This is a genomic window from Methanospirillum hungatei JF-1 (assembly GCF_000013445.1).
Taxonomy (GTDB): Archaea; Halobacteriota; Methanomicrobia; order Methanomicrobiales; family Methanospirillaceae; genus Methanospirillum; species Methanospirillum hungatei.
In genome coordinates, this window is the sequence record NC_007796.1 from 2,609,775 (window position 1) to 2,630,763 (window position 20,989).

Sequence of the window (20,989 nt, forward strand, 5' to 3'; positions counted from 1 at the left end):
GGCAATATACATAGAGAATCAGATCCGGGTTTTTATATGGTTGTTCAATATCTCCTGGGAAATGAGGCGATTGCACATGGATGCCTTGAAGCAGCCGTCGATGTCGCCTGTGGATATCCGGGTACTCCCTCTTCTGAGGTGATTGATACCCTGCGGATGGACCCTGACCGCGCCTGTAAGGTCGAATGGTCAGTAAATGAGAAAGTAGCGTTCGAAGAGGCACTTGCTGTTTCATGGTGTGGCCTTCGGGCTATCTGTACGATGAAACATGTCGGCCTCAATGTCGCTGCCGATCCCTTGATGACCTCGGCGTATACGGGGACAAAAGGCGGATTTGTCATCATGAGCGCTGACGATCCCTATGCCCATTCGTCACAGAATGAACAGGACAGCAGGTGTTATGCCAAATTTGCACGGATACCCTGCCTGGACCCCTCTACATTGCAGGAGGCTCATGACATGGTTCGGGATGCTTTCGCCCTCTCTGAAGAGTTCTCACTCCCGGTCATGTTCCGCCCGACGACCCGGATTTGTCATTCGAAAAGTGATGTAAATCTGGGTGATGTCGTGGTTTCTGAACGGACCGCATCATTTGAAAAAAATGCCAGGCAGTATGTGGTCATTCCCGCGCATACCAGGATCCTTCACCAGAAGCTGAACAAGAAACAGCACGCACTCAAGAAAAGGCTCGTAGAACTCGGGTACAACCGGTATGAGGTGAAAGGGAAGAAAGCAGTCATCTGTGGCGGAGTCGGGGCATCCTATGTCAGGGAGGTTATCGGTCCGGATGTGTCTGTCGCGATAATCGGTGCATATCCAATTGATGAGGATTGGCTCAGGGAGTTTATCAGTCATCATAAGGAGGTGATGGTGATCGAAGAACTCTCACCGGTCATCGAAGAGGTCGCACGACAGGTCAGTGGAACCATTCCGGTGTTTGGGAAGATGACCGGTCATGTACCGTACGAAGGTGAGCTTGCTCCTGACCGGGTTGCAGGGTACCTGAAGGCTGCGGGTTTTGCCGTATCGGTCACCTATCAACCGGCAGCAACCCCAGCCGCCCTTCCGGTACGACCGCCCATTCTGTGTGCCGGATGTATGCACCGGACCGCCATGTATGCCATGAAAAAGGTCTTTCGGGATGCGATATTCCCAAGTGACATCGGCTGTTACACCCTTGGTATCCAGCTGGGAACAGTCGACACGACCATCTGTATGGGTGCTTCAATAACGGTAGCATCAGGGATGTCTCTTGCCGGAGAGAAACGGGATATTGTCTGTACGATTGGTGACTCAACCTTCCTCCATACCGGAATACAGGGTCTTATCAATGCTATATACAATGGCGCAAACATAACGGTGGTCATCCTTGATAACCGGATCACCGCAATGACCGGGCATCAGCCAAATCCGACAACCGGGCTGACTGCTTGCGGCGTTGCAACCCCGGCAGTCTCAATTGAAGCGATCTGTCGGGCAAGTGGTGCAACATTTGTCGAGACGGTCAGTCCAAATGACCTGGTCACCTTCATCGATGTCCTGAAGGCTGCAAAAGCCCTTCCCGGCGTAAAGGTTATCATCGCACGCCAGCCCTGTGTAATATCTGAAAAACGTTCCCGGGTTGTTCGTGGCCGCTACACCGTTTACCAGGATCGGTGCATCGGATGTAAAGCCTGTATCAAGTTCGGATGCCCGGCAATAGAACTGAAAGGTGGTCTTGCATCCATCACTGATCTCTGTTCAGGCTGCGGAGTATGTGTGCAGATATGCCCGGTTGGTGCCATCGGCAGGGAGGTGAAGGAATGAGTTTTGATGTGATGATTGTCGGAATCGGCGGTCAGGGGACAATTCTAACCTCCAACATTCTGGGGAAAGCCTGTGTTATAGAGGGCATTCCGGTCAGGGGAGCCGAGACCCATGGCATGGCCCAGCGGGGAGGATCAGTCGAGAGCCAGATCCGTATCGGACAGGAGTTTGGGCCACTGATTGCTCCCGGCAGTGCAGATATGCTCCTCTCCTTTGATCTCATGGAAGCGGTCAGGGCAGCCCACTGGTTAAAGCCGGAGGGTACTATTTACACCAGTAGGGAGTTTGTAATCCCGACCTCAGTCTTTATGCAGGACTTTCCAGCACCAACCGAACAGATGCTGAGAGAGATGCTTGGTGACCGGCCGGCAAAAATAATTGATTCACGGGCATTAGCAGAGGAAGCAGGAAATATTCTGACACAAAATATCGTGATGCTTGGAGCCGCTTCACCCATGCTCCCCTTGAAGAAAGAGTCTTTGCAGGAGGCGATCAGAAGAACGGTCCCGCCAAAGACAATCGACCTGAACCTCAAAGCGTTCGAGATGGGGATAGACGCAGGGAAAAACTAAATCACTTTTTTATTGACAGAATCATTGGAGCCATAACTCTGTCATTGACTGATATGCACCAGAATTAATATTTTATTTATAAATATGATATGTTGTGGTGCAATAAGAGAGGATACCATTGCACCAGAGACCCAAACCTTAATCAGGAGGGATGAACCATGTGTATGATCATGTCTCAAAACGTAACCGGGACAGGGAACGTCGTACCCTCAGGTACGGCAGGTCGCTTTCTCCAGCGATAAGCAGAGCAGACGAAGAATTACTGTTTTCGACACGACACTCCGTGACGGGGAACAGACGCCGGGTGTGTCATTTACGCCTTCAGATAAGATCGAGATTGCCCATCAGTTATCTGATATCGGGGTCTACGTCATCGAGGCGGGTTTTCCGGCATCATCAGCCGATGAGTTCTCGACGGTAAAGGCCATAGCAGCAGAAGGGCTGAATTCCATAGTGTGCGGACTGGCACGTTCTGTACAGTCGGATGTAGATCGGTGCATCGATGCCGGTGTTGATATGGTGCATGTCTTTATTCCGACCTCAGAGGTGCAGCGGGTTCATACTATCCGCAAGAGCCATGAGGAAGTGGTTGCCATCACAGGAGATATCGTCAGGTACGCCCGTGATCATGCAGACAAGGTGCTGTTTTCTGCTATGGATGCAACACGCACCGGCATTCCGGAGCTGATAGAGGTATATACCGCTGCGGTTGAGGCAGGAGCGACTGCCATCAATGTGCCTGATACCGTGGGCGTTGCAACACCGACATCTATGAAGGAGATGATTCGTGCATTACGTCCGAAGATTCCGGTGACTATCGATGTCCACTGTCACAATGACTTTGGCATGGCAACCGCTAACACGATATCAGCCGTAGAGGCTGGTGCAGACCAGGTTCAGGTGACGGTGAACGGGATCGGAGAGCGGGCAGGAAATGCGGATTTAGCCTGTACCACGATGGTGATAGAGTCCATCTTCGGATATGACACCGGCATAACCACCGAGCGGCTGGTCGAGACATCGCGGATGATCTCACGGTTCTCAGGTATCATGGTCCCGCCGACCTATCCGGTAACAGGAGAGTTTGCCTTCTCGCATGAGAGTGGAATTCACTCACAAGGGGTGATTGAGAACGCCAGTACCTTTGAGCCTGGCATCATGACACCCGAGATGGTCGGGCACCGCCGGCGACTGAAACTGGGGAAACATGTTGGCAGGCATGCTGTCCGCGAGATGTTAAGCCAGGTTCACATACAACCAGATGATACCCAGATGGATGAGATCATCAGTCGGATCAAGCATATCTCCTCAAAGGGGAAGAAGGTCACCGAGCATGATCTGTATGAGATTGCTGAAACCGTGACCGGAACCTCTGCTGGTGGGAAGTATATCGAGCTGGTGGACATTGCCATCATGACCGGCAACCACATGATCCCGACAGCAACGGTGCGGGCACGGGTGAATGGGGTTGAGGAAGTATGTGCACGAACCGGTAATGGGGCAGTGGATGCTGCAATCAGGGCATTAATCGGGACGGTTCCAAAACCAGCCACATTAAAGGAGTTTAATATCTCTGCAATATCTGAAGGGAGTGATGCAATCGGCCATGTCACGCTGGTGGTTGAAGATGAGAAAGGCAGGCTGTTTGATGCCGCCGCATCAGGTGATGACGTGGTCTTAGCGTCTACGGAGGCGATGATAAACGCATTAAATATGGTGTACCGGAATGGCAGGAACAATCACTGAAAAGATATTCTCCGCCCGGTGTGGGAAGGAGGTAACAGCAGGCGAGGTAGTCATGGCACCTATCAGCGGGGCAATGATCCATGATATCACCGGCCCGCTTGCTATTGAGAAATTTTATGAGATGGGTGGCGAAAAGGTCTTTGATCCGGCAAAGATCATCATGCTTTTTGACCACCAGGTGCCGGCTGACTCGCTGAATGCTGCAGAGAACCAGAAGAACATGCGTATCTTTGCAAAAGAGCAGGGCATTTATAATTATGACATCAAAGAAGGGGTCTGTCACCAGGTAACCCTGGAGAAAGGCCGGGTCTCTCCGGGCGATATCGTCATCGGCAGTGATTCGCACACCTGTATGTATGGAGCAGTCGGGGCATTTGCAACCGGTGTCGGATCTACCGATATGGGATTTGCCCTCCGGTACGGGTGCCTTTACTTCCGTGTCCCGGAGAGCATTAGGGCTCATGTAACCGGCAGATTCCAGGAAAGGGTCGGGGCAAAGGATCTCATCCTCAATATCATCAAGGATATCACCGTGGATGGGGCGACCTATAAGACGGTTGAGTTCACTGGCGATACCATCGAATCACTGAACATGGCCGGCCGGATGACCTGCTGTAATATGGCAATTGAGATGGGTGGAAAGGCAGGTATTGTTCCTCCTGACCAGGTAACAAAAGAATACCTCTCAGGCCGGGGCACCTGGAGAGAAGAGAACCTCGCAAGTGATCCAGATGCCGTGTACGCCTCATGGCGTGACTATGATGTCTCTGACCTTGTACCACAGGTGGCAGTCCCTCATAATGTTGACCAGGTCGTTGACGTGACCGAGATTGCCGGAACCCATGTTGACCAGGTCTTCATCGGTTCTTGTACGAACGGGAGATTTGAGGATCTGAAAGAGGCTGCTCTCGTTCTTGGGGATAGGAAGTTCTCGGATGATGTCAGGGTCCTTGTAATCCCCGCATCAAAGACTGAGTACCTGAAGGCTCTGCGGGCAGGACTTATCGAGCAGTTTGTCCAGGCCGGAGCACTGGTCGAGGCACCCTGCTGTGGCCCCTGTATGGGAGGCTCCTTTGGTCTTATTGCGTCAGGTGAAGTCTCCTTCTCAACATCCAACCGGAACTTCCGCGGGCGACAGGGATCGACAGAAGGAAAGGTCTACCTGGGATCTGCAGCAACCGCTGCGGCAACTGCCATCCGGGGAGAAATTACCGATCCACGAGAGGTGCGATGATGAAGATCTGGAAATTTGGCGATAACATCGATACCGACGCCATCATCCCCGGACGGTTCCTGACCATCAATGATCCTGCAGAACTCGCAACCCATGCCTTCGAGGGCATCAGGGATGAGTTTTCAAAGGAGGTAAAAAAAGGAGATATCATCGTCGCCGGCAGGAACTTCGGGTGTGGTTCCTCACGGGAGCATGCACCCCTGGCCCTGACCGGTGCCGGGATTCAGATGGTTGTAGCCCAATCCTTTGCACGGATTTTTTACCGGAACAGCATCAACGTAGGGCTTTTACCGGTCATCTGCCCCCGTGCATCTGAGATCAGTGAGACCGATCAGGTTGTGCCTCATCTTGATGAGGGATATCTCGATGTATCAGGGAAGAAACTGCCCACTGAGCCGGTTCCCGAGTTCCTCAGACGGATAATCGACGCAGGAGGGTTGGTTGCTTATGCAAAAACAATACGGAGTGAAGACCTGTGCATAAAGTAGCGGTAATCGGCGGAGATGGGATCGGTCCTGAGATCATCGAGTCTGGAAAGACTGTCCTTGAAGCTGCAGGAGAAAAGTTCGGGTTTGATATCGAATGGACAGAATTTGATATCGGAGCAGAACGGTACCTTGCAACCGGCGAACTCCTGACCGAAGAAGACCTGAAGGAACTGGAGAAGTATAAGGCCATCTACTTTGGGGCCATTGGCGATGACCGGGTAAAGCCGGGTATCCTGGAGAAAGGAATCCTTCTTAATCTCCGGTTTTACTTTGACCAGTACATCAACCTCAGACCTATCCGGATGCTTGCCGGGGTTGAGACACCACTCGCACACAAGAGGCCGGAAGACATCAACTTTGTTGTCGTCAGGGAGAATACCGAGGACTTTTATGTCGGGATCGGATCCCGGCTGAAGGGCCGTGAAAAGAAGACCCTGGAAGTGAAAAGGGATATCTATTCGGTGAAATTCGGACTTGATGTTGAGACCGATGCTGATGAACTGGCATACCAGATAGGAGTTATCACCCGTGAAGGTGCAAGCCGGGTCATCTTCTATGCCTTTGATATGGCACAGGGCAGAAAAAAGAAGGTCACTTCGGTGGACAAAGCAAATGTTCTGTCTGATGTGTATGGGCTCTGGCGGGATGTATTCCTCGAGACCGCAGAGAAGTACCCGGGGACAGCCCACGAGTTTACCTTTGTTGATGCCATCACCATGTGGTTTGTCAAAAACCCGGAGTGGTTCGATGTGGTCGTGACACCGAACATGTTCGGAGACATCATCACCGATCTTGGTGCCATGATCCAGGGGGGCCTTGGGCTTGCACCGGGCGGGAACATCAACCCGGACGGAACCAGCATGTTTGAACCTATCCATGGCTCTGCACCCAAATACAAGGGTCAGAATGTGGCAAATCCTCTCGCAACCATCTGGGCAGGCTCCATGCTTCTTGAACACCTGGGTGAGAAGGAAGCAGCAGATAAGGTCCTCCAGGGCATTGAAGCCTCTATCCGGGAAAAAATGGTAACGAAGGATATGGGCGGCTCAGCCAGCACGAGTGGTGTTGGTGATTGGATCGCATCATGGATACAGACCTCATAACCCATTCACACTCTTTTAATCAGGTCATCCAGCTCCATTAGATAAGGCATTATTCCGGTAAAACCGGCTCACACGCTGGCATATCTCGATATTTCCGGGCAAAAGCACCTATTGTTGCGGGAACCTCACACAACAAATTGCGCGTTTTTCCTCACCATACCACGTGCATTTTCCCTAAAATAGGTTCCTGACCATTATCGTTGTAAGGGAGCACTGACATGCCGGAGCAAACCGACGCCGGCATCTTGCGAAGTCTACTTGACCTGACAGAAGAAGAATGGGACAATGGGTGAAAATGGGATTGGCAAAGAGAGATGCCATGATGTGCGGACTTACCCTCAATACTTCCTGATCACCAGGGCGCCATCAGTCGTCCGGCAGATGCTGCCTAAAGAGAGATGGCTGTCAGAAGAGCGGGCGAAGGATCTTCTGCATTGAAGGTGACATGAACCCGTACAGCGACCCGGCTATCACAGGCAGCCATGCAAGGATCTTATCCCGTGGGATCCCTGTTGCAGCGCAGTACTTCTGCAGGTACATCTCGCTCAAATCTTTCTTGTCGATCAGGAGGTAGTCCATGTAACTACGAGCAACATCCGCTGCCGGGTCTCCAACGGCGACTTCCGCCCAGTCGATGATCTTGTAGCCCTTGCCGTCAAAGAGAATGTTGCCCCCGTGGAAGTCCCCGTGGAGAATCGCAAAGCCATCCGGAAACTGTTCGAGCATAGCGAGGAGTTTCTTCCGCTCGGCATCATCAAGCTGTGGGGCTCCATAGATGTTACCTGCAAGCACGAGTTTGATCGGGCGGAAATTGGCGGAAGACACTTTGTGCATCGCCACCTGGAGCTCAACGACTTTATCAAGGCACTCGCTGGTCTTCTCCGGTAATCGCAGCATCATGTCTGCGAGGGACTCACCTTGTACCTGCTCCATGATGAGTGTTGTCCGGCCCAGAAACGTCTCGACACCATACACCTTTGGAACTGGAATGCCCTGTTCCTCAACCGTGACCAGGGTGAAAGCTTCCTGGAAGACCTGCCGGCGTGGCTGCCCCTCCCGGTACACCTTGGCCACCCTGCCGTCGCGGGCATATATGATCGCGGACAGCCCGCTGCCGATCTGTTCTCCATAGCGTTTCTGGAACTCGCTGTCGTTTTCCATTGATGGTGAAGGGTGTGAGCTGTCGGTCATAGGGGTTACTCATCCTGTCAGAAAAGACCTGAGAATATTCTTGATATATGTTCCAGACATTCCTAAAGGCTTCGATCCGGAGCTCAAATACCGCATGCAAGAGTGCGGTTATCCTGCCATACAGGAAATAAAAACGGAATAAAAAACTCTCCAATTTCCCTTGCAGGAAAGGAAAAATATCCCCCTCATGCGTGCGATGGCAGCATTTCGAGGGTATATGCAAGGAGGAAGAGGAGCAGGCCGTTGAAAAAGAGGACCACTGCCGTCAACATGCCCGGGATAAGGCCCGGGAACAGCATGGAGGTTCCAAAGAGGATACCGATAATGTTGAGTGCGGTCTGGGTGACCAGCAGGTTCCGGACCGGTGCCGGCAATACGACCGGCTGCGGGTGCTCTTCTCTCATGGCCATTACCATGGGCACGATTCGGCTTGTAAGGAGGACGAGGCTGCCGATCAGGTTGAGGAGCCCGAGCAGGACACGAAGGAGATCGGTAAGGATTCCCGGTACGATACAGGAATATACGCCCATCGCCACGAAGAGCAGGCCAATGGCAACCAGGAACATCGAGCGCCGGAACTGTCCGAGAGGAGTCTCGCCCATGGCAAGGATCTGGATGGCCATGATGACGATCAGCAGCCCGAGTTGCCCGTCTGGTGAGAATGGGAGCATTCCGAGGCTTACCGGCACGAGCAGCACCGCAAGCAGCGCAAGGAGCACGCCGAGGAAGATAAGGAGGGCGAGGGTGAGGGAGAGTGGTGCACTCTGGAAAAGAACAGTTCTACCTCCGACCTGGCCAGCCTGTGGTTTCTTCGGGTACTGTCTGGTTACTGCTTCGATGCACCACGCAAGCCAGAAGAGGGCTGCACCATTGATAAGAAGGAGGACGGCTGTGATTGTATTGGTTGTGAGGGCAGGGATGAGCGTTACAAGGCCGAGCAGGAACGCCATCAGGTAAACGATAGCACAGGCTGCGGTAAGCTGCCGGAGGATACCCGGGACGCGAAGCCAGAGTGCCGCTTTGTCTTTGTGCAGGAAGAGCTGGATGAGGAGGGATGCCCCGCCAAGCAGGAGGAGGGCGCCGACCAGTATCCGGACGATATCTGAGAGGAAACCGGGGATGAAGCAGGCGAGCATCCCGATGATTCCGGCGGCGATTCCGATCAGGATGACCAGCCACGTTCGCTGGACATCACCAATCGGTGTCTTCCCCATTGTGATCACCTGCAGCGCAATGATTACGAGGAAGAGACCATAGGTGCTGTCCGGGTCATAGGGAAGTGTACCGGTAGAGATTGGGAAAAGGAGCAGCCCGAATAGGCCCATGAAGATGCCAAGCACGAGCAGGATCACGGATTCGAACGTGAAATCGAAATCTTTGGCAAGGGGTTGAGCTGTATCGGGTGTCATGGTAATTCAGTCTCCATTTTATGTCCTTCCGTTACGGAGGCCGACCCGGGCGCAATACCCGGTCTATGGAAGAGATCTCTTCCAGTTATCCTATTTGTGAGTTATTGAAATGGATGAATATTGCCAAGCAGGGCTTTTACCACAGACTAGGGGAGAGGTGGTGGACCAGGGTGACCCCACCGGCCCGCAGCCTCTCCAGACTACGGTACAGAAATATCCCTTGGATACGCTGGAGTTGCGGAAAGATAAATTTTTAAAAATTTTTCATGGTTGCAATGCAAATTTGATATATTTTAATCAGATATTAATCGGCAAATAGGAAATTTTCAAAAAAGATAAATATAAAAAACTAGCATAGGACGCATACATGCGTATCAGCAACAGAGATGATGGGCTGACTCACCGGATGCCGGCCCATTTCCGGCATTGGACGCCATCAGGCTTGGGGATGTGCCCCTATGATGACTGTACAACCATTGAATTAAGTTACGTGACTGATGAAACCAGGCTTCGTCAGTATATACCAGAGGAGTTTACAATCACCAGGCCAGTCCTTCTCATTATGTATGAAAAATGCAACGGCGTCCAGTGGATGGGTGGCTCGCAATACTCGCTCATTGCGGTCTCGGTACAGGTGCAGTATACCGCAGGATCGGAGCCGATTGACGGGGTCTATCATCTCGTGCTCTGGGAAAACAAGGCCGAGCCCATCCTCGGCGGGCGCGAGGAGGCGGGTATGCCCAAGGTCTTTGCTGATATCCCAGAATATCGCAGGATAGGAGATAATCTCTCGGTAAACGCGAGCCACGAAGGGCGGACGTTCTTTGAGATGGAGCTTTCCATAGGGCGAGCATACTCCGCGGACGAACTGGCAACGCTTAACACCAATAACGGCAGGGCAGTCCAGTTCGGATGGCGCTATATCCCGAAGATAGGTCCGTATGCCGGCCCTGCTCTCTCAGAGGCAACGTATTACCCGGTGGACAACACTTATACATCCGCCTCGGTCTGCACCGGCTCTGTAACATGGACCGTTCCTTCGTTACCGCAGCACCCGACCCAGCACGACATCATCGCCGCTCTTGCGGCCCTGCCCGTGCGAGAGTACCTGCCTGGCTCGCTGCGGAAAGGGACAAGCACCATGCGTATGGATCTTGCACGATCGCTGCCGTGAGGTGATGATTGATTGATCGACTCATTCGAGGGTAAGGTTGCCATTGTGACCGGTGGTACATCCGGCATCGGCTATGCGGTATCAGAAGAGTTGTTGAAACGCGGTGCAACGGTCTGGGTGATCGGGAGCAGGCAGGAGAGCGTGGACAAGGCACAAGCGTCGCTTTCTGCGTTTCATCAAGCACGGTTTGCGGCAGTGGACGTCCGGGACAATACCGCTGTACAGAAGATGGTTACCGACTGCGTCCGGGAGGACGGCCGGCTCGACTATCTCTTCAATAACGCTGGTATCAGCCAGAAGAACCCGTACGAGGCGAGCACCCTTGAGGACTGGAAGGAGATGATTGACATCAACCTCTGGGGAGTCATCTATGGGATCAATGCCGCCCTTCCCGTGATGAAAGCACAAAAGTCCGGCCATATCGTCAACACCTCGTCGGTTGCAGCTCTCTATGGCACGCCATACCAGGCGCTGTACGTGGCAACCAAGAGTGCGGTGCTCGGCCTTACCGACTGCCTGTATTACGAGTACCTGCCGGAGAACATCCTCTTTTCAGTCGTCTGCCCAGGCGATGTTGCAACGCCCATCTTCAAAGGCCGGGTACCTGAGGGCGCAATAACGGCTGAAGAAGCTGCCCGGATTATCCTTGACGGCGTGGAGAAGAAGGAACGGATGATCGTCTTCCCTGAATCTATGAGGGATCTGGTGGAGAAATGCAAGGACCCGGTCTTCCGTGACTTGGCACATAAAAAGACCGAGGAGGACAGCCGTGCTTTCTTTGCGTCGCCGGAATACCAGGAGTTTCTGGCGCGACAGAAGAAACGGGGGTAACAGCCTTCTTGAGGAGGAGCGGGATTGCCCTGTGCATCCCCGTGGAATGAGGAGGTATGACAATGAGTGATGTATTTGAGGGAAAGGTAGCAATCGTGACCGGGGGCACATCCGGCATCGGTTATGCAGTATCAGAAGAGTTGCTGAAACGCGGTGCAACGGTCTGGGTGATCGGCAGCCGGCAGGAGAGCGTGGATAAAGCACGAAAATCCTTTGCCGCCTATAAAAATACGCGGTTCCTGGCAGTGGACGTGACTGTTGCCGACCAGGTGAAAGGAATGATTGATGCGTGTGTTGAAAAAGATGGCCGGCTCGATTATCTCTTCAACAATGCCGGTATCGGCATGACGCACCCGAGCCAGTACCTGACGCTTGAGATGTGGCAGCAGGCCATCGATCTCAACCTCTGGGGTGTCGTCTATGGCGTCCATTTTGCCCTGCCGGTCATGCTTGCACAAAAGAGCGGACATATCGTGAACACGTCATCCATTGCCGGAATTGTCCCGCTGCCTTCCCAGGCTGCGTACTGTGCGACCAAGCATGCTGTCACAGCCCTGACCGAGTCGTTGCGGTACGAGTTCTTCGAGGAGGGCATTGCATTTACGACCATCTGCCCGTCCAATGTCGCAACAGCGATCTTCGGCAAAGCTGACATACCCCAGGATGCGATCCCGGCTGAAGAGGCGGCGCGGATCATCCTTGAAGGGGTAGAGAAGAAGGAAGGGATCGTCATCTTCCCGGCGTATGTAAAGAAAATGTACGAGCGCGCCCTGACTGACCAGGCGTTTAAGGAGAAGTTCTTACTCGAATATGCCCGGCGCCGCAATGACGGGTGGAGACGGGGAGTCCCCTATCTCGGCGCCCCGATGGACCTGATGGAAATGTAATGACGGGGAGAATTTTTTCCCCATTCCTGTCAATTCCCCAGGGATCCTGCCGGACGAAGTAAACGTGTAACGGATCTGGCAATTACGTTCTGGTACGTGACGGTTTTTGAGACTGGTAGCCGTCCATCCACGACAAGTGTCGATTCGGAGATGGACGAGGAGAGTAATCGCTTCGTCACCGACCTCCTCCTCTGCTGATGGAGACTGCCGTCCGGAAAAATGACCCTTGTTATTGAATACCCAACCCTTTTACCTTTCTGCATGCTCATCCACCCGGGTTCGCCCCCTGATTCTACCAATTTTAAAGAGATCATGGATGAGTTGAGGAGGAGACTCATCCGGAATGGAGATTTCCTGATTTTTGACAAGCGCTATTTCTCCTCGAAGAATGACCAGATAAGGGTTCCCTAAATACAGGATCGTGCTGCCCATATTCCCGCGAAATAACTATAAAACCGGGAAAGCGTTCAGTAAAATGTGCCATCCGCTCACTGTGTATTCCCGACACGATGGAAAGAGGGTGAAGGCGGAATATGAGAATCTAGTCTCCACGTTGAAACGTGAGTTGAACAGGTGGATTGACTATCTTGATATTCGTTTATTCATCCGACACTCGGTAGCAACGAGTGTTACGAAATTAATTTTTAGTACAAACATTTAAATCTGAGAACGTTGTATACTCTTCTTGAATACTGTCCATCGTTGCTGATTCAAATGCAACCATCGCTCACTTGGGCATAGTATCAGGGATAATAGACAAACTTGGAATTTGTGAATACATTGATCGGCTCATTCCCAAAAAGCGTAGCCATATTGTCACTCATGGCGAGGCAGTGAAAGCATTACTTCTCAATTGCCTGGGTTTTATTGAACGGCGCCTTTACCTGATGCCAGAATATTTTGATGATATTGCAACCGAACGTTTAATTGGCGAGGGAATTGAAGCAAAGCACTTGAATCATTACTTATTTGGCGTAACTTTGATGCAATAGCCGCTGTAGGACCCACAAAGTTGTTCACCGGTATAATCCTTGATAATCTTCTCCATGGTGTTCTTCGACTTCATTATGATACACCAACAATCAGTGTAACAGGAGAGTATGATCAAGAACTAAATACTCGTCTGATTAAGCTGGTTCGAGGGCATTCAAAAGATCACCGCAATGATTTGAAACAGTTAGTCCTATGTTTAGTAACTGATCAACGTGGGATTCCTGTTTTTATTCCATTCTGAAGAGAGACATAAGGCCAGCATCAAACATGATAATAAAAATCGAAGAGAAACTGGCGAAAACAGTTTATCTGATTAATTGCAACTCATTGAGTACAACAAATAACAAAATATCATTAAAAATCCGGTATGTCCGATTTACCACTTTGACAGGCACTATCCGGCCTACTCATCCTCACAGACCAAAAACAAATACCGGAATCTGGGACAGAACTGGGGAAGATATGACCGATATTAACTACATCAGCATGCATAAAACCCATGAATCTAACAATGAACATCTCTTATCTGCATCACCCACCAACCACACACCCATCCTGTCCAAAGACCATGTCACATAAAGGAGATCTCATGACCACTATTCAGATACCCAATGAAAAACCCTGGATAATAAAAGACCAGCGGATCTCATTCCAAGGACCAGGAAATCTGATAAGAGGAGCAGAAACCTGCATGTATATGTCACTGTCGGATTCTGTTATGCATCTATGCACATCTATGCACGAGCTATGCACACAAACGTGCATAACAAAGAAGGTCATGGTTCAGATGTTTTCTAAAAATATTGATGTATGTAAAATTTCAATGCTGCTATGCACTTTTCGGAAGGTGCAAGTACACCTCACTGGAACCATAACGAAGCCCTCTTGTACGATCATGAAAAATGTGCATAGACCCCTACTAAGTTATGTAATTTTAGCTATTTTAGAATTTATAGAGATTATTAAGGTTTTTTGCTATGCACACCAGCGTGCATAACCGGTGCATAGCTGTGCATAGCATGCATACACCCCTTACATACTGTGAAAGATACTAAAACCATATTGATACAGAATAGTCCCTACAGAGATCTATGTGAAATGCGGAAAACAGTATCTCCGAATGAACGAGTAAGTCGAGAAAGTATAGGCTTAAAATATGTTTCATGAAGAGGTTTTGGTGTTTGATTACTATCGACAATTGTCTGATATTTGTCGACCTACACTCCCATGTATCTGCTCCATGAAAGTGGCTACCATTCCTATTTCATGGCTCGTGATATCGAGCATTTGCCAATTCATAGATTTCAAGTAGAAATTGTTTGAACGGAACTTCCTCCTTATAAAGCGCAGTCCACAAAAGTTGCAAAACTTGTTCATATGCAAAAAAGAAGTATCGAATTTTCATATCTTTAGATTTTGAAGAGATTCTCGCTTCATCTTGAACCCTAAATCCTGTTTCTATTCTCCATCGTCGTTTGTATGATGGAATAATCGTATCAAGGTTTATTTCCTCCTGATTGGTAGCAAATGCCCAATCAAAAGATTTTTGGGACTTTTTATCAAATATTTGCTTTAAAAGGGCAAGGGTTGTCTCCCCCTTGATGACTGTCATATCTTTGTTTAATTTAAAGCAGTAGGTTATTTTCTTTTTTTCTGATTCTTTTAACGATTCAAGTTCTTTTTTGATTTTAGAGTCTTTTTTAACGAATATTAGGTATGGAAGTGATGCATGGGTAAGAGTTAACATGAGATCCTTACTGTAAAAACCCCGGTTATAGATGCTCAAAATCACTGAGTTAATCAATGGTTTAATTATCGTAAAACACCATGCAACCATTTGTGCCATGCAATGGCCTTGCACTACGGGAATCGAGATTAGGGGGATTTTTTCAGGTATATCACTATTTATTATTGAACAAGAAAGAAACTTGAATTTGCCTTTAACTGCATGTTCTCCAGTATGACCATGAATCCATAAAGTGTTTATTTCGCCATAAAAATCTTCATCCGTGTAGTCAAAAGCTAAAACCACATCTTTATCTTTTAAACCAAACCGAGAACCTACTGTTTGAACCGTATCACGATAGGCCCAAACAATGTCTGATGTTTTCACCTTTTTTATCGCTAAATGAATACTATCTGCTCTATTGCCAACAGTTTCAAGATATGAATTTGCTACCGCTGCTTTAAGCAAATCACGATTGTACTGAAATCCGGACAATCCTTTTGCAGGGTACTCAATATTTAGTGCACGATCAACAAAAATATCCAATGTTTTTAGAGTTCTAAATAACCTACTCTGATTCAGAGTCATTTTATAACCAAATAGACTGTTTTATCGAGATATTCTTTAGGACAATCTACTTTTGCCCCATTCCCAAATTTTGTGACTTTTCTGACCAAGTACCCCTGGATGCCTTCAATTGTCAATCTGGTAGATGGTTCAATGTCAATGGTTCGCATAGTATATACAAAGTATATACTTTAAGATATTTAAAGTTTCGTTGAATGTCGTTGACAAAAAAATCACTACAGAAGAAATAGTTCAGTTTCCAATGGATGTATCAGATTCTTTCGGAGATACTGGAAAGATAGTAACTATTATTTGGCATCTCCTAAAAAATAACGAGTACTATGATGATCCGTTGTTTCCAAGGAAGAAGGTTCAAACAATGAATAAGGTAATGGTACCCAAGGAAGTATCATTAGAGCAACTTTTAGAAATAATTGCAAAAGCGGACATCCTAATCAAAGCACCAGATCCTGATATTTTATGATTTATCAAATAATTATTTTAAGGAGGTATTTCTTAGAACCATACGGATTTTCATAGGAAATATTCTGGCATCAGGTAAAGGCGCCGTTCAATAAAACCCAGGCAATTGAGAAGTAATGCTTTCACTGCCTCGCCATGAGTGACAATATGACTACGCTTTTTGGGAATGAGCCGATCGATATATTCACAAATTCCAAGTTTGTCTATTATCCCTGATACTATGCCCAAGTGAGCGATGGTTACATTTGAATCAGCAACGATGGACATTATTCAAGAAGAGTATACAACGTTCTCAGATTTAAATGTTTGTACTAAAAATTAATTTCGTAACACTCGTTGCTGCCGAGTGTCGGATGTAAATTTTATACTCTCTTATTTGTCTCGTTTAACTCCAACAACATAAAAGTCATTGAGATTATCGAAATCAGCGGGAGTATAAAAATTTGTATTTTGATGGGGGGAACTTTCAATTCTGCAATAATAAAAAAAAGATTACATCTTTTTTCCTACGACTGTATAATTTATAGTCAGAAACTTTGGAATAGCTATTAATCTATCTAAACCTCTTCCTAATATATTGAATATAGGAATAGTGATCTCCCGAAAAATCGGAACACGCATTGCATAAAAGCATAAAAATTGAAAAAGACAGAGAATGGCCCCCCCGTTTTCCAAAATCTCAATTTGAAAGCGGGGTGAAAAAAGCTTTAAAAGGCCGGATTCAGTCCATCGCCAATGATCTCCATGATTAAACCAAATTCCATGCGTTGATAAGATTACAATACCCCTTGGAGCGAGAACTCGATATATTTCAGATACTAAATTAATGGGATCATCAACATGCTCTAGTGTTTGAGTGGAGATTACAAGGTTAAATGAATTATTTCGAAATGGCAGGAATTCACCGATGCCATATAAGTCTCCCGCAGAAGTATCAATTCCAATATATTCTATTGCCCAATCTTTAAAAAGAGGGAGATACGGTTTTTCACCACACCCAAGATCAAGAATACGATATTTCTCGTCTGGCATGAGTGTATTTTGAATTGCATATAAAAGTGTTTTTTTTAGGGCAGAAAGCGTAAGATAACTATGCATTCTGATAGAAGGTTGCAAACGGTTAAATTCCATATGTAATTATTTCCATGTGATATTTCAAAAAATATTTTATTATTCGATCTTATTAGTTAATATGAAATTTGATAATGATGTTTTTGATTATATTTCTGGATCTCAATTTTCAAATGGTGCATCAATTAAAATAGCCAAATCGAATGAGATAATATATAATAGGTTTCAATTGATTGAATCACTCTGTGCAAATAAAAATATTATTCATCTTGGATGTGTTGACCATTTACCTTTAATTAGCAAAAAAATTGAAAAAAATACCTGGTTACATGCAAGATTATGTAAAGTCACAAAAAGATGTCTTGGTATCGATATTAATATTGAAGGTATCAATTATCTTAAAGACAAATTGGGTTATAATGATGTAATTTTTGGAGATATTGCCTATGAAAATATTGGTGAAATCCATAATAATTTTTGGAATTTTTTAGTTATGGGAGAGATTCTTGAACACGTTGATAACCCTTGTTTTTTTCTCCAACAAATACGTGAAAAATATAAAAATAACATAGAAAAATTAATAATAACAGTTCCAAATGCTTTTTCATGGCAAAATTTTATAAACGTTTTTTATCATCGTGAACTCATAAATACTGATCACCGATATTGGTTCTCTCCATATACACTCGCAAAAATTCTTTTTAAGGCTGGAATACAAGTAGAAGAATTTTATTTTTGTGACTCGTTTGATAGAGATTATAGAATGAAATTCATCATTAGTCACCCAAGTATAATATTTCAAAAATTTTTATTCAAAATGTACCCTGCTACTCGATTAACATTATTAATGGTTGCAAAATTATGATTGAAAAAATGAATAGAAATCTGATATTAATAACTGATACCTACCCATTTGGAGCTGTTGCCGAATCATTCCTTGATAAAGAAATACCTTATTTAAGCAGCTTTTTTAATTCTATTATAATTGTTCCGCGCAATTTTCCCGCTGAAATTGAAAAAGTTGAAAGAAAAATGCCTGATAATGTAGTGATTGATACATCTTTATTGAAATATTTCACTAATAAAAAAATAAAACGTATTTTATTCATTAAAATTATTGTGGGATCCATTTTGTTTTATAAGGAAATTTTAAAAAGGCCCAAAATATTTTTTGATATTCGTGCATTGAAAAAAACCATTTATTATCTTCTGTCAGCTTATCTTGTTAAAAATTGGGTCCTAAACTTCCTTAAACAAAATAACTCCAATTTATCTCAAACTTTATTTTATACCTATTGGTTGGGTTCGTCTACGATGGGTGTCAATTTAGTAAAAAAAGATAATAATTTGATAAAAGTAATATCCAGAGCACATCGATATGATATATATGAAGATCTATATATTCCGAAATATTTACCATTTAGAAATGAAAGCATGAGTATTAACAGGATTTTTTGCATATCAAATCATGGAATGAAATATATTATCAATCATTATCCATTCTTGAAATCAATATGTAGTATTTCGTATTTAGGTGTAGAAAAACCGGATTTTATTTCCCAACCATCATTCGATAGTATATTTCGAATTGTCAGCTGCTCTTATATTGTTCCAGTAAAACGTATTCATCTTATCATATTGGCCTTAAAAGAATTTGCAAAAAAACGACCTGAATTAAAAATTAAATGGACACATATTGGTTATGGCCGTCTTTTTGATCAAATTAAAAAAGAAGCAACCTCTTTATTAAGTAATAATATAATTGCCAATTTTACGGGGTATCTTTCCGATAATCTTTTTTATAACTTTTATAAAACTAACCCGATAGACGTTTTCATCAATGTCAGTGCATCAGAAGGGATCCCGGTCTCCATCATGGAAGCCCAAAGCTTTGGTATTCCTGTTATTGCAACGGCCGTTGGCGGAACACCTGAAATCGTTACAGAAGATGTTGGCATTCTTTTAAGTGAAAATCCATCCCCGGAGGAAATTGCAAACGCAATCGAATTTTTCATTGATAATCCGGAAATTACTAAACGTATGCGATTAAAGAGTATTGAGAATTGGGAAAAAAACTTTAATGCAGTGAAAAATTTCACAGAATTCGCAAAGACTCTAAAAATGATATAACTGATTATATTTCAAAATGTCTTTTAAGTGCTGTTAAAATATTTCGGAATCGTGTATCTGTGATAAATAATTGACTATAATATATAATGCAACTTACCAAAGCGATTATAGAAATAATAAGTGGAGGGATTTTCATTATTTTGAATATTAATAATGGAATAAGAAATAAAAATGAGAAAACAACGACTTTTATTATCATATTTAGCGAAGAAGAAATTTTTAATCCAGCATAATGTAAGAAAATTAAGCAACCAAAACCATATACTAAAACACCTGAAAATGAAAATAAGGCTATAGCAATATAGATATTCCCCAAAAAGCCTCCTATTAAAAGGGAACTGATTCTTGTGCTTAAATTCAATATTGTTAAAAAAAAACCCATTCTCAGATTTTCAGTAACAGAAAGAATTGTACTTAAAGGCGAAGAGATGAACCAAAATATTGCCCATATCCCGAGTAATTGGGCATATATACCGGCCTCTCCCCAGGTATCACCGAATATCACTGTAAATAAATCCCACCCGGTTATTGTGAGGAGAAGCATTGGAAACACACCAATTTTCAATAATACATCGAAAACTTCAGCCATGAGTATTGATAGGGTACCTTTGTGAAAATCTTCTGCTGCTCTCTGAAAAAATACCTGGGCAATTGCTCCCCCAATCAGACTCATCGGAGTCTGTAGCACTCTCATACCTAGTGCATAAAATCCCACGATTACCGGAGAGAAAAAGGCAGACAGGAGGAGCACGGGTAATTGCCAGGAGATGGTATTCAATAACGCAGATGTACTATCGAGTAATGGGAATTTTTTATACCTCTTTAAACCATAAATCATGCCTTTCCACGAGATTTTCTCCTTGATATAAGCCCCATCATCCCGCCAGATCTGTCCCCCAAGGATTCCCGTCGAAATAGCCGAACCTGCAAGACTTGCACCGATCAAACTCCCGCCGGTGGCATACCCGGCAAATCCCGCACCAAGCTGTGCCCCGGTCGAGGTTATTACGCTAGTGACCCGTGCGATAGAGAGCCTTCCGTAATGTCGTGTCCGGGAATTCCAGTAATTCAGCGCGAGGAACAGTCCACTGATAAAAATAAACGGGGGGATGAGCCACAGGTAAGGTGCGAGATCCCGGGCATTCAGAAGGGCAAATAAAGCATCCCCTCCCAGTAAAAGGCCGATAGCGGTGAGGCCTGTAATAATTGTCACCATTATGATACAAAGCCCGAGGAGGTTTACTGCATCTTCATCATCCTTGGGGAGCATGATTGCAAGCTCGTATCGCATACAGGCGATAACACCGATGATCCCCGTGATGGATGTGAAAAGTGCCAATAGACCAAAAGATTCAGGACCGTAGAGGCGGGTGAGGAGAGGAGATGCGATAATTCCAATCAGCTGGGCAAAGGCGGTCCCGGTCACCAACGTAAACACATCTTTTGCAAAGGGAGATGACTTCCTGGGGCGGTCCTGCGACATGAAATTGATGTAATTATTGAAAATACCGGGGTAATATAATATCGACTAATGGGGGACCGCCATTTTTTATTTGTGGAATTTTGGGTGAAATGAAG

The 20,989-nt window shown here is 46.2% G+C and carries 19 protein-coding genes and 3 pseudogenes; 14 read left to right on the forward strand and 8 right to left on the reverse strand.

Going from position 1 to position 20,989, the window contains the following annotated elements:
* The first annotated feature begins 36 nt into the window (after nucleotides 1-36).
* From iorA to MHUN_RS12295, 6 genes and pseudogenes are all read left to right on the forward strand, one after another.
* A complete protein-coding gene (gene iorA / locus MHUN_RS12270; protein WP_011449320.1) occupies nucleotides 37-1,806 on the forward strand; it encodes an indolepyruvate ferredoxin oxidoreductase subunit alpha in 1,770 nt (589 codons plus the stop codon).
* Complete coding sequence (locus tag MHUN_RS12275; protein WP_011449321.1) at nucleotides 1,803-2,378, forward strand: indolepyruvate oxidoreductase subunit beta; 576 nt, start codon at nucleotides 1,803-1,805, stop codon at nucleotides 2,376-2,378. The genes iorA and MHUN_RS12275 overlap by 4 nt, the downstream gene beginning before the upstream one ends.
* 246 nt (nucleotides 2,379-2,624) lie before the next feature.
* Nucleotides 2,625-4,124: pseudogene (locus tag MHUN_RS12280) on the forward strand (2-isopropylmalate synthase); the annotation flags it as partial.
* A complete protein-coding gene (locus tag MHUN_RS12285) occupies nucleotides 4,105-5,358 on the forward strand; it encodes a 3-isopropylmalate dehydratase large subunit (protein WP_011449323.1) in 1,254 nt (417 codons plus the stop codon). The pseudogene MHUN_RS12280 and the gene MHUN_RS12285, both read left to right, overlap by 20 nt.
* Nucleotides 5,358-5,846, forward strand: coding sequence for a 3-isopropylmalate dehydratase small subunit (locus MHUN_RS12290; protein ID WP_011449324.1), 489 nt, complete (start codon nucleotides 5,358-5,360; stop codon nucleotides 5,844-5,846). The genes MHUN_RS12285 and MHUN_RS12290 overlap by 1 nt, the downstream gene beginning before the upstream one ends.
* Nucleotides 5,834-6,949, forward strand: coding sequence for a 3-isopropylmalate dehydrogenase (locus tag MHUN_RS12295; RefSeq protein WP_011449325.1), 1,116 nt, complete (start codon nucleotides 5,834-5,836; stop codon nucleotides 6,947-6,949). Before MHUN_RS12290 ends, MHUN_RS12295 begins: the two co-directional genes overlap by 13 nt.
* 405 nt (nucleotides 6,950-7,354) lie before the next feature.
* On the opposite strand, the gene MHUN_RS12300 is transcribed toward MHUN_RS12295, so the two are convergent.
* Both MHUN_RS12300 and MHUN_RS12305 read right to left on the reverse strand, forming a co-directional pair.
* Nucleotides 7,355-8,140, reverse strand: coding sequence for a phosphotransferase family protein (locus MHUN_RS12300; RefSeq protein ID WP_011449326.1), 786 nt, complete (start codon nucleotides 8,138-8,140; stop codon nucleotides 7,355-7,357).
* A 185-nt stretch (nucleotides 8,141-8,325) separates the two neighbouring features.
* A complete protein-coding gene (locus MHUN_RS12305) occupies nucleotides 8,326-9,549 on the reverse strand; it encodes a hypothetical protein (protein WP_011449327.1) in 1,224 nt (407 codons plus the stop codon).
* Nucleotides 9,550-9,916: 367 nt separating this feature from the next.
* On the opposite strand from MHUN_RS12305, the gene MHUN_RS12315 reads away from it, so the two are divergent.
* The 3 genes from MHUN_RS12315 (at nucleotide 9,917) to MHUN_RS12325 (ending at nucleotide 12,441) form a co-directional block, all read left to right on the forward strand.
* Entirely contained in the window at nucleotides 9,917-10,723 is an 807-nt protein-coding gene (locus tag MHUN_RS12315) for an acetoacetate decarboxylase family protein (RefSeq protein ID WP_011449328.1), read from the forward strand.
* 45 nt (nucleotides 10,724-10,768) lie between these two features.
* Nucleotides 10,769-11,554, forward strand: a complete 786-nt coding sequence (locus tag MHUN_RS12320; protein WP_239441642.1) for an SDR family oxidoreductase — start codon at nucleotides 10,769-10,771, stop codon at nucleotides 11,552-11,554.
* Nucleotides 11,555-11,616: 62 nt separating this feature from the next.
* Complete coding sequence (locus MHUN_RS12325; RefSeq protein WP_011449330.1) at nucleotides 11,617-12,441, forward strand: SDR family oxidoreductase; 825 nt, start codon at nucleotides 11,617-11,619, stop codon at nucleotides 12,439-12,441.
* Nucleotides 12,442-12,470: 29 nt separating this feature from the next.
* Here the strand turns inward: MHUN_RS12325 and MHUN_RS19050 are convergent, their stop codons facing one another.
* The gene (locus MHUN_RS19050; protein WP_158498223.1) at nucleotides 12,471-12,620 is read right to left on the reverse strand and encodes a hypothetical protein; all 150 of its coding nucleotides are present in this window, start codon (nucleotides 12,618-12,620) and stop codon (nucleotides 12,471-12,473) included.
* Between the two features lie 82 nt (nucleotides 12,621-12,702).
* Here MHUN_RS19050 and MHUN_RS20055 point away from each other — a divergent pair, with 82 nt between their 5' ends.
* Nucleotides 12,703-12,852: a hypothetical protein gene (locus MHUN_RS20055; protein WP_394296018.1), complete on the forward strand. Its 150-nt coding sequence runs from the start codon at nucleotides 12,703-12,705 to the stop codon at nucleotides 12,850-12,852.
* Nucleotides 12,853-13,133: 281 nt separating this feature from the next.
* Nucleotides 13,134-13,666, forward strand: a pseudogene (locus MHUN_RS18755) (IS1634 family transposase); the annotation flags it as partial.
* 1,032 nt (nucleotides 13,667-14,698) lie between these two features.
* On the opposite strand, the gene MHUN_RS12350 reads toward MHUN_RS18755, so the two are convergent.
* Together MHUN_RS12350 and MHUN_RS20060 are read right to left on the reverse strand one after the other, a co-directional pair.
* On the reverse strand, nucleotides 14,699-15,748 hold the full coding sequence (locus tag MHUN_RS12350) for a transposase (protein ID WP_011449331.1): 1,050 nt from the start codon (nucleotides 15,746-15,748) through the stop codon (nucleotides 14,699-14,701).
* Nucleotides 15,745-15,897 (reverse strand): DUF2080 family transposase-associated protein, encoded by a 153-nt coding sequence (locus MHUN_RS20060; RefSeq protein WP_011449332.1) that lies wholly within the window; start codon nucleotides 15,895-15,897, stop codon nucleotides 15,745-15,747. Before MHUN_RS20060 ends, MHUN_RS12350 begins: the two co-directional genes overlap by 4 nt.
* 41 nt (nucleotides 15,898-15,938) lie before the next feature.
* On the opposite strand from MHUN_RS20060, the gene MHUN_RS12360 reads away from it, so the two are divergent.
* Nucleotides 15,939-16,211, forward strand: coding sequence for a hypothetical protein (locus MHUN_RS12360; RefSeq protein WP_143709488.1), 273 nt, complete (start codon nucleotides 15,939-15,941; stop codon nucleotides 16,209-16,211).
* A 56-nt stretch (nucleotides 16,212-16,267) separates the two neighbouring features.
* Here the strand turns inward: MHUN_RS12360 and MHUN_RS18390 are convergent.
* Nucleotides 16,268-16,477, reverse strand: a pseudogene (locus MHUN_RS18390) (DUF4277 domain-containing protein); the annotation flags it as partial.
* Nucleotides 16,478-16,702: 225 nt separating this feature from the next.
* The gene (locus MHUN_RS17700) at nucleotides 16,703-17,341 is read right to left on the reverse strand and encodes a class I SAM-dependent methyltransferase (RefSeq protein WP_011449334.1); all 639 of its coding nucleotides are present in this window, start codon (nucleotides 17,339-17,341) and stop codon (nucleotides 16,703-16,705) included.
* A gap of 61 nt (nucleotides 17,342-17,402) precedes the next feature.
* Here MHUN_RS17700 and MHUN_RS12370 point away from each other — a divergent pair, with 61 nt between their 5' ends.
* Entirely contained in the window at nucleotides 17,403-18,146 is a 744-nt protein-coding gene (locus tag MHUN_RS12370) for a hypothetical protein (RefSeq protein ID WP_011449335.1), read from the forward strand.
* The gene (locus tag MHUN_RS12375; protein ID WP_048067509.1) at nucleotides 18,143-19,411 is read left to right on the forward strand and encodes a glycosyltransferase; all 1,269 of its coding nucleotides are present in this window, start codon (nucleotides 18,143-18,145) and stop codon (nucleotides 19,409-19,411) included. Before MHUN_RS12370 ends, MHUN_RS12375 begins: the two co-directional genes overlap by 4 nt.
* Before the next feature lie 4 nt (nucleotides 19,412-19,415).
* Here the strand turns inward: MHUN_RS12375 and MHUN_RS12380 are convergent, their stop codons facing one another.
* Nucleotides 19,416-20,894: a lipopolysaccharide biosynthesis protein gene (locus MHUN_RS12380; protein ID WP_011449337.1), complete on the reverse strand. Its 1,479-nt coding sequence runs from the start codon at nucleotides 20,892-20,894 to the stop codon at nucleotides 19,416-19,418.
* Nucleotides 20,895-20,989 lie beyond the last annotated feature (95 nt).

Bases quoted from the DNA above. Each gene is read 5' to 3' on its own strand.
- MHUN_RS20060 (WP_011449332.1), bottom strand. From the start codon at position 15,897: ATGCGAACCATTGACATTGAACCATCTACCAGATTGACAATTGAAGGC.
- iorA (WP_011449320.1), top strand. From the start codon at position 37: ATGGTTGTTCAATATCTCCTGGGAAATGAGGCGATTGCACATGGATGC.
- MHUN_RS12305 (WP_011449327.1), bottom strand. From the start codon at position 9,549: ATGACACCCGATACAGCTCAACCCCTTGCCAAAGATTTCGATTTCACG.
- MHUN_RS12315 (WP_011449328.1), top strand. From the start codon at position 9,917: ATGCGTATCAGCAACAGAGATGATGGGCTGACTCACCGGATGCCGGCC.
- MHUN_RS12275 (WP_011449321.1), top strand. From the start codon at position 1,803: ATGAGTTTTGATGTGATGATTGTCGGAATCGGCGGTCAGGGGACAATT.
- MHUN_RS12285 (WP_011449323.1), top strand. From the start codon at position 4,105: ATGGCAGGAACAATCACTGAAAAGATATTCTCCGCCCGGTGTGGGAAG.
- MHUN_RS12300 (WP_011449326.1), bottom strand. From the start codon at position 8,140: ATGACCGACAGCTCACACCCTTCACCATCAATGGAAAACGACAGCGAG.
- MHUN_RS12325 (WP_011449330.1), top strand. From the start codon at position 11,617: ATGAGTGATGTATTTGAGGGAAAGGTAGCAATCGTGACCGGGGGCACA.
- MHUN_RS12380 (WP_011449337.1), bottom strand. From the start codon at position 20,894: ATGTCGCAGGACCGCCCCAGGAAGTCATCTCCCTTTGCAAAAGATGTG.
- MHUN_RS20055 (WP_394296018.1), top strand. From the start codon at position 12,703: ATGCTCATCCACCCGGGTTCGCCCCCTGATTCTACCAATTTTAAAGAG.
- MHUN_RS12370 (WP_011449335.1), top strand. From the start codon at position 17,403: ATGAAATTTGATAATGATGTTTTTGATTATATTTCTGGATCTCAATTT.
- MHUN_RS17700 (WP_011449334.1), bottom strand. From the start codon at position 17,341: ATGGAATTTAACCGTTTGCAACCTTCTATCAGAATGCATAGTTATCTT.
- MHUN_RS12350 (WP_011449331.1), bottom strand. From the start codon at position 15,748: ATGACTCTGAATCAGAGTAGGTTATTTAGAACTCTAAAAACATTGGAT.
- MHUN_RS12290 (WP_011449324.1), top strand. From the start codon at position 5,358: ATGAAGATCTGGAAATTTGGCGATAACATCGATACCGACGCCATCATC.
- MHUN_RS12375 (WP_048067509.1), top strand. From the start codon at position 18,143: ATGATTGAAAAAATGAATAGAAATCTGATATTAATAACTGATACCTAC.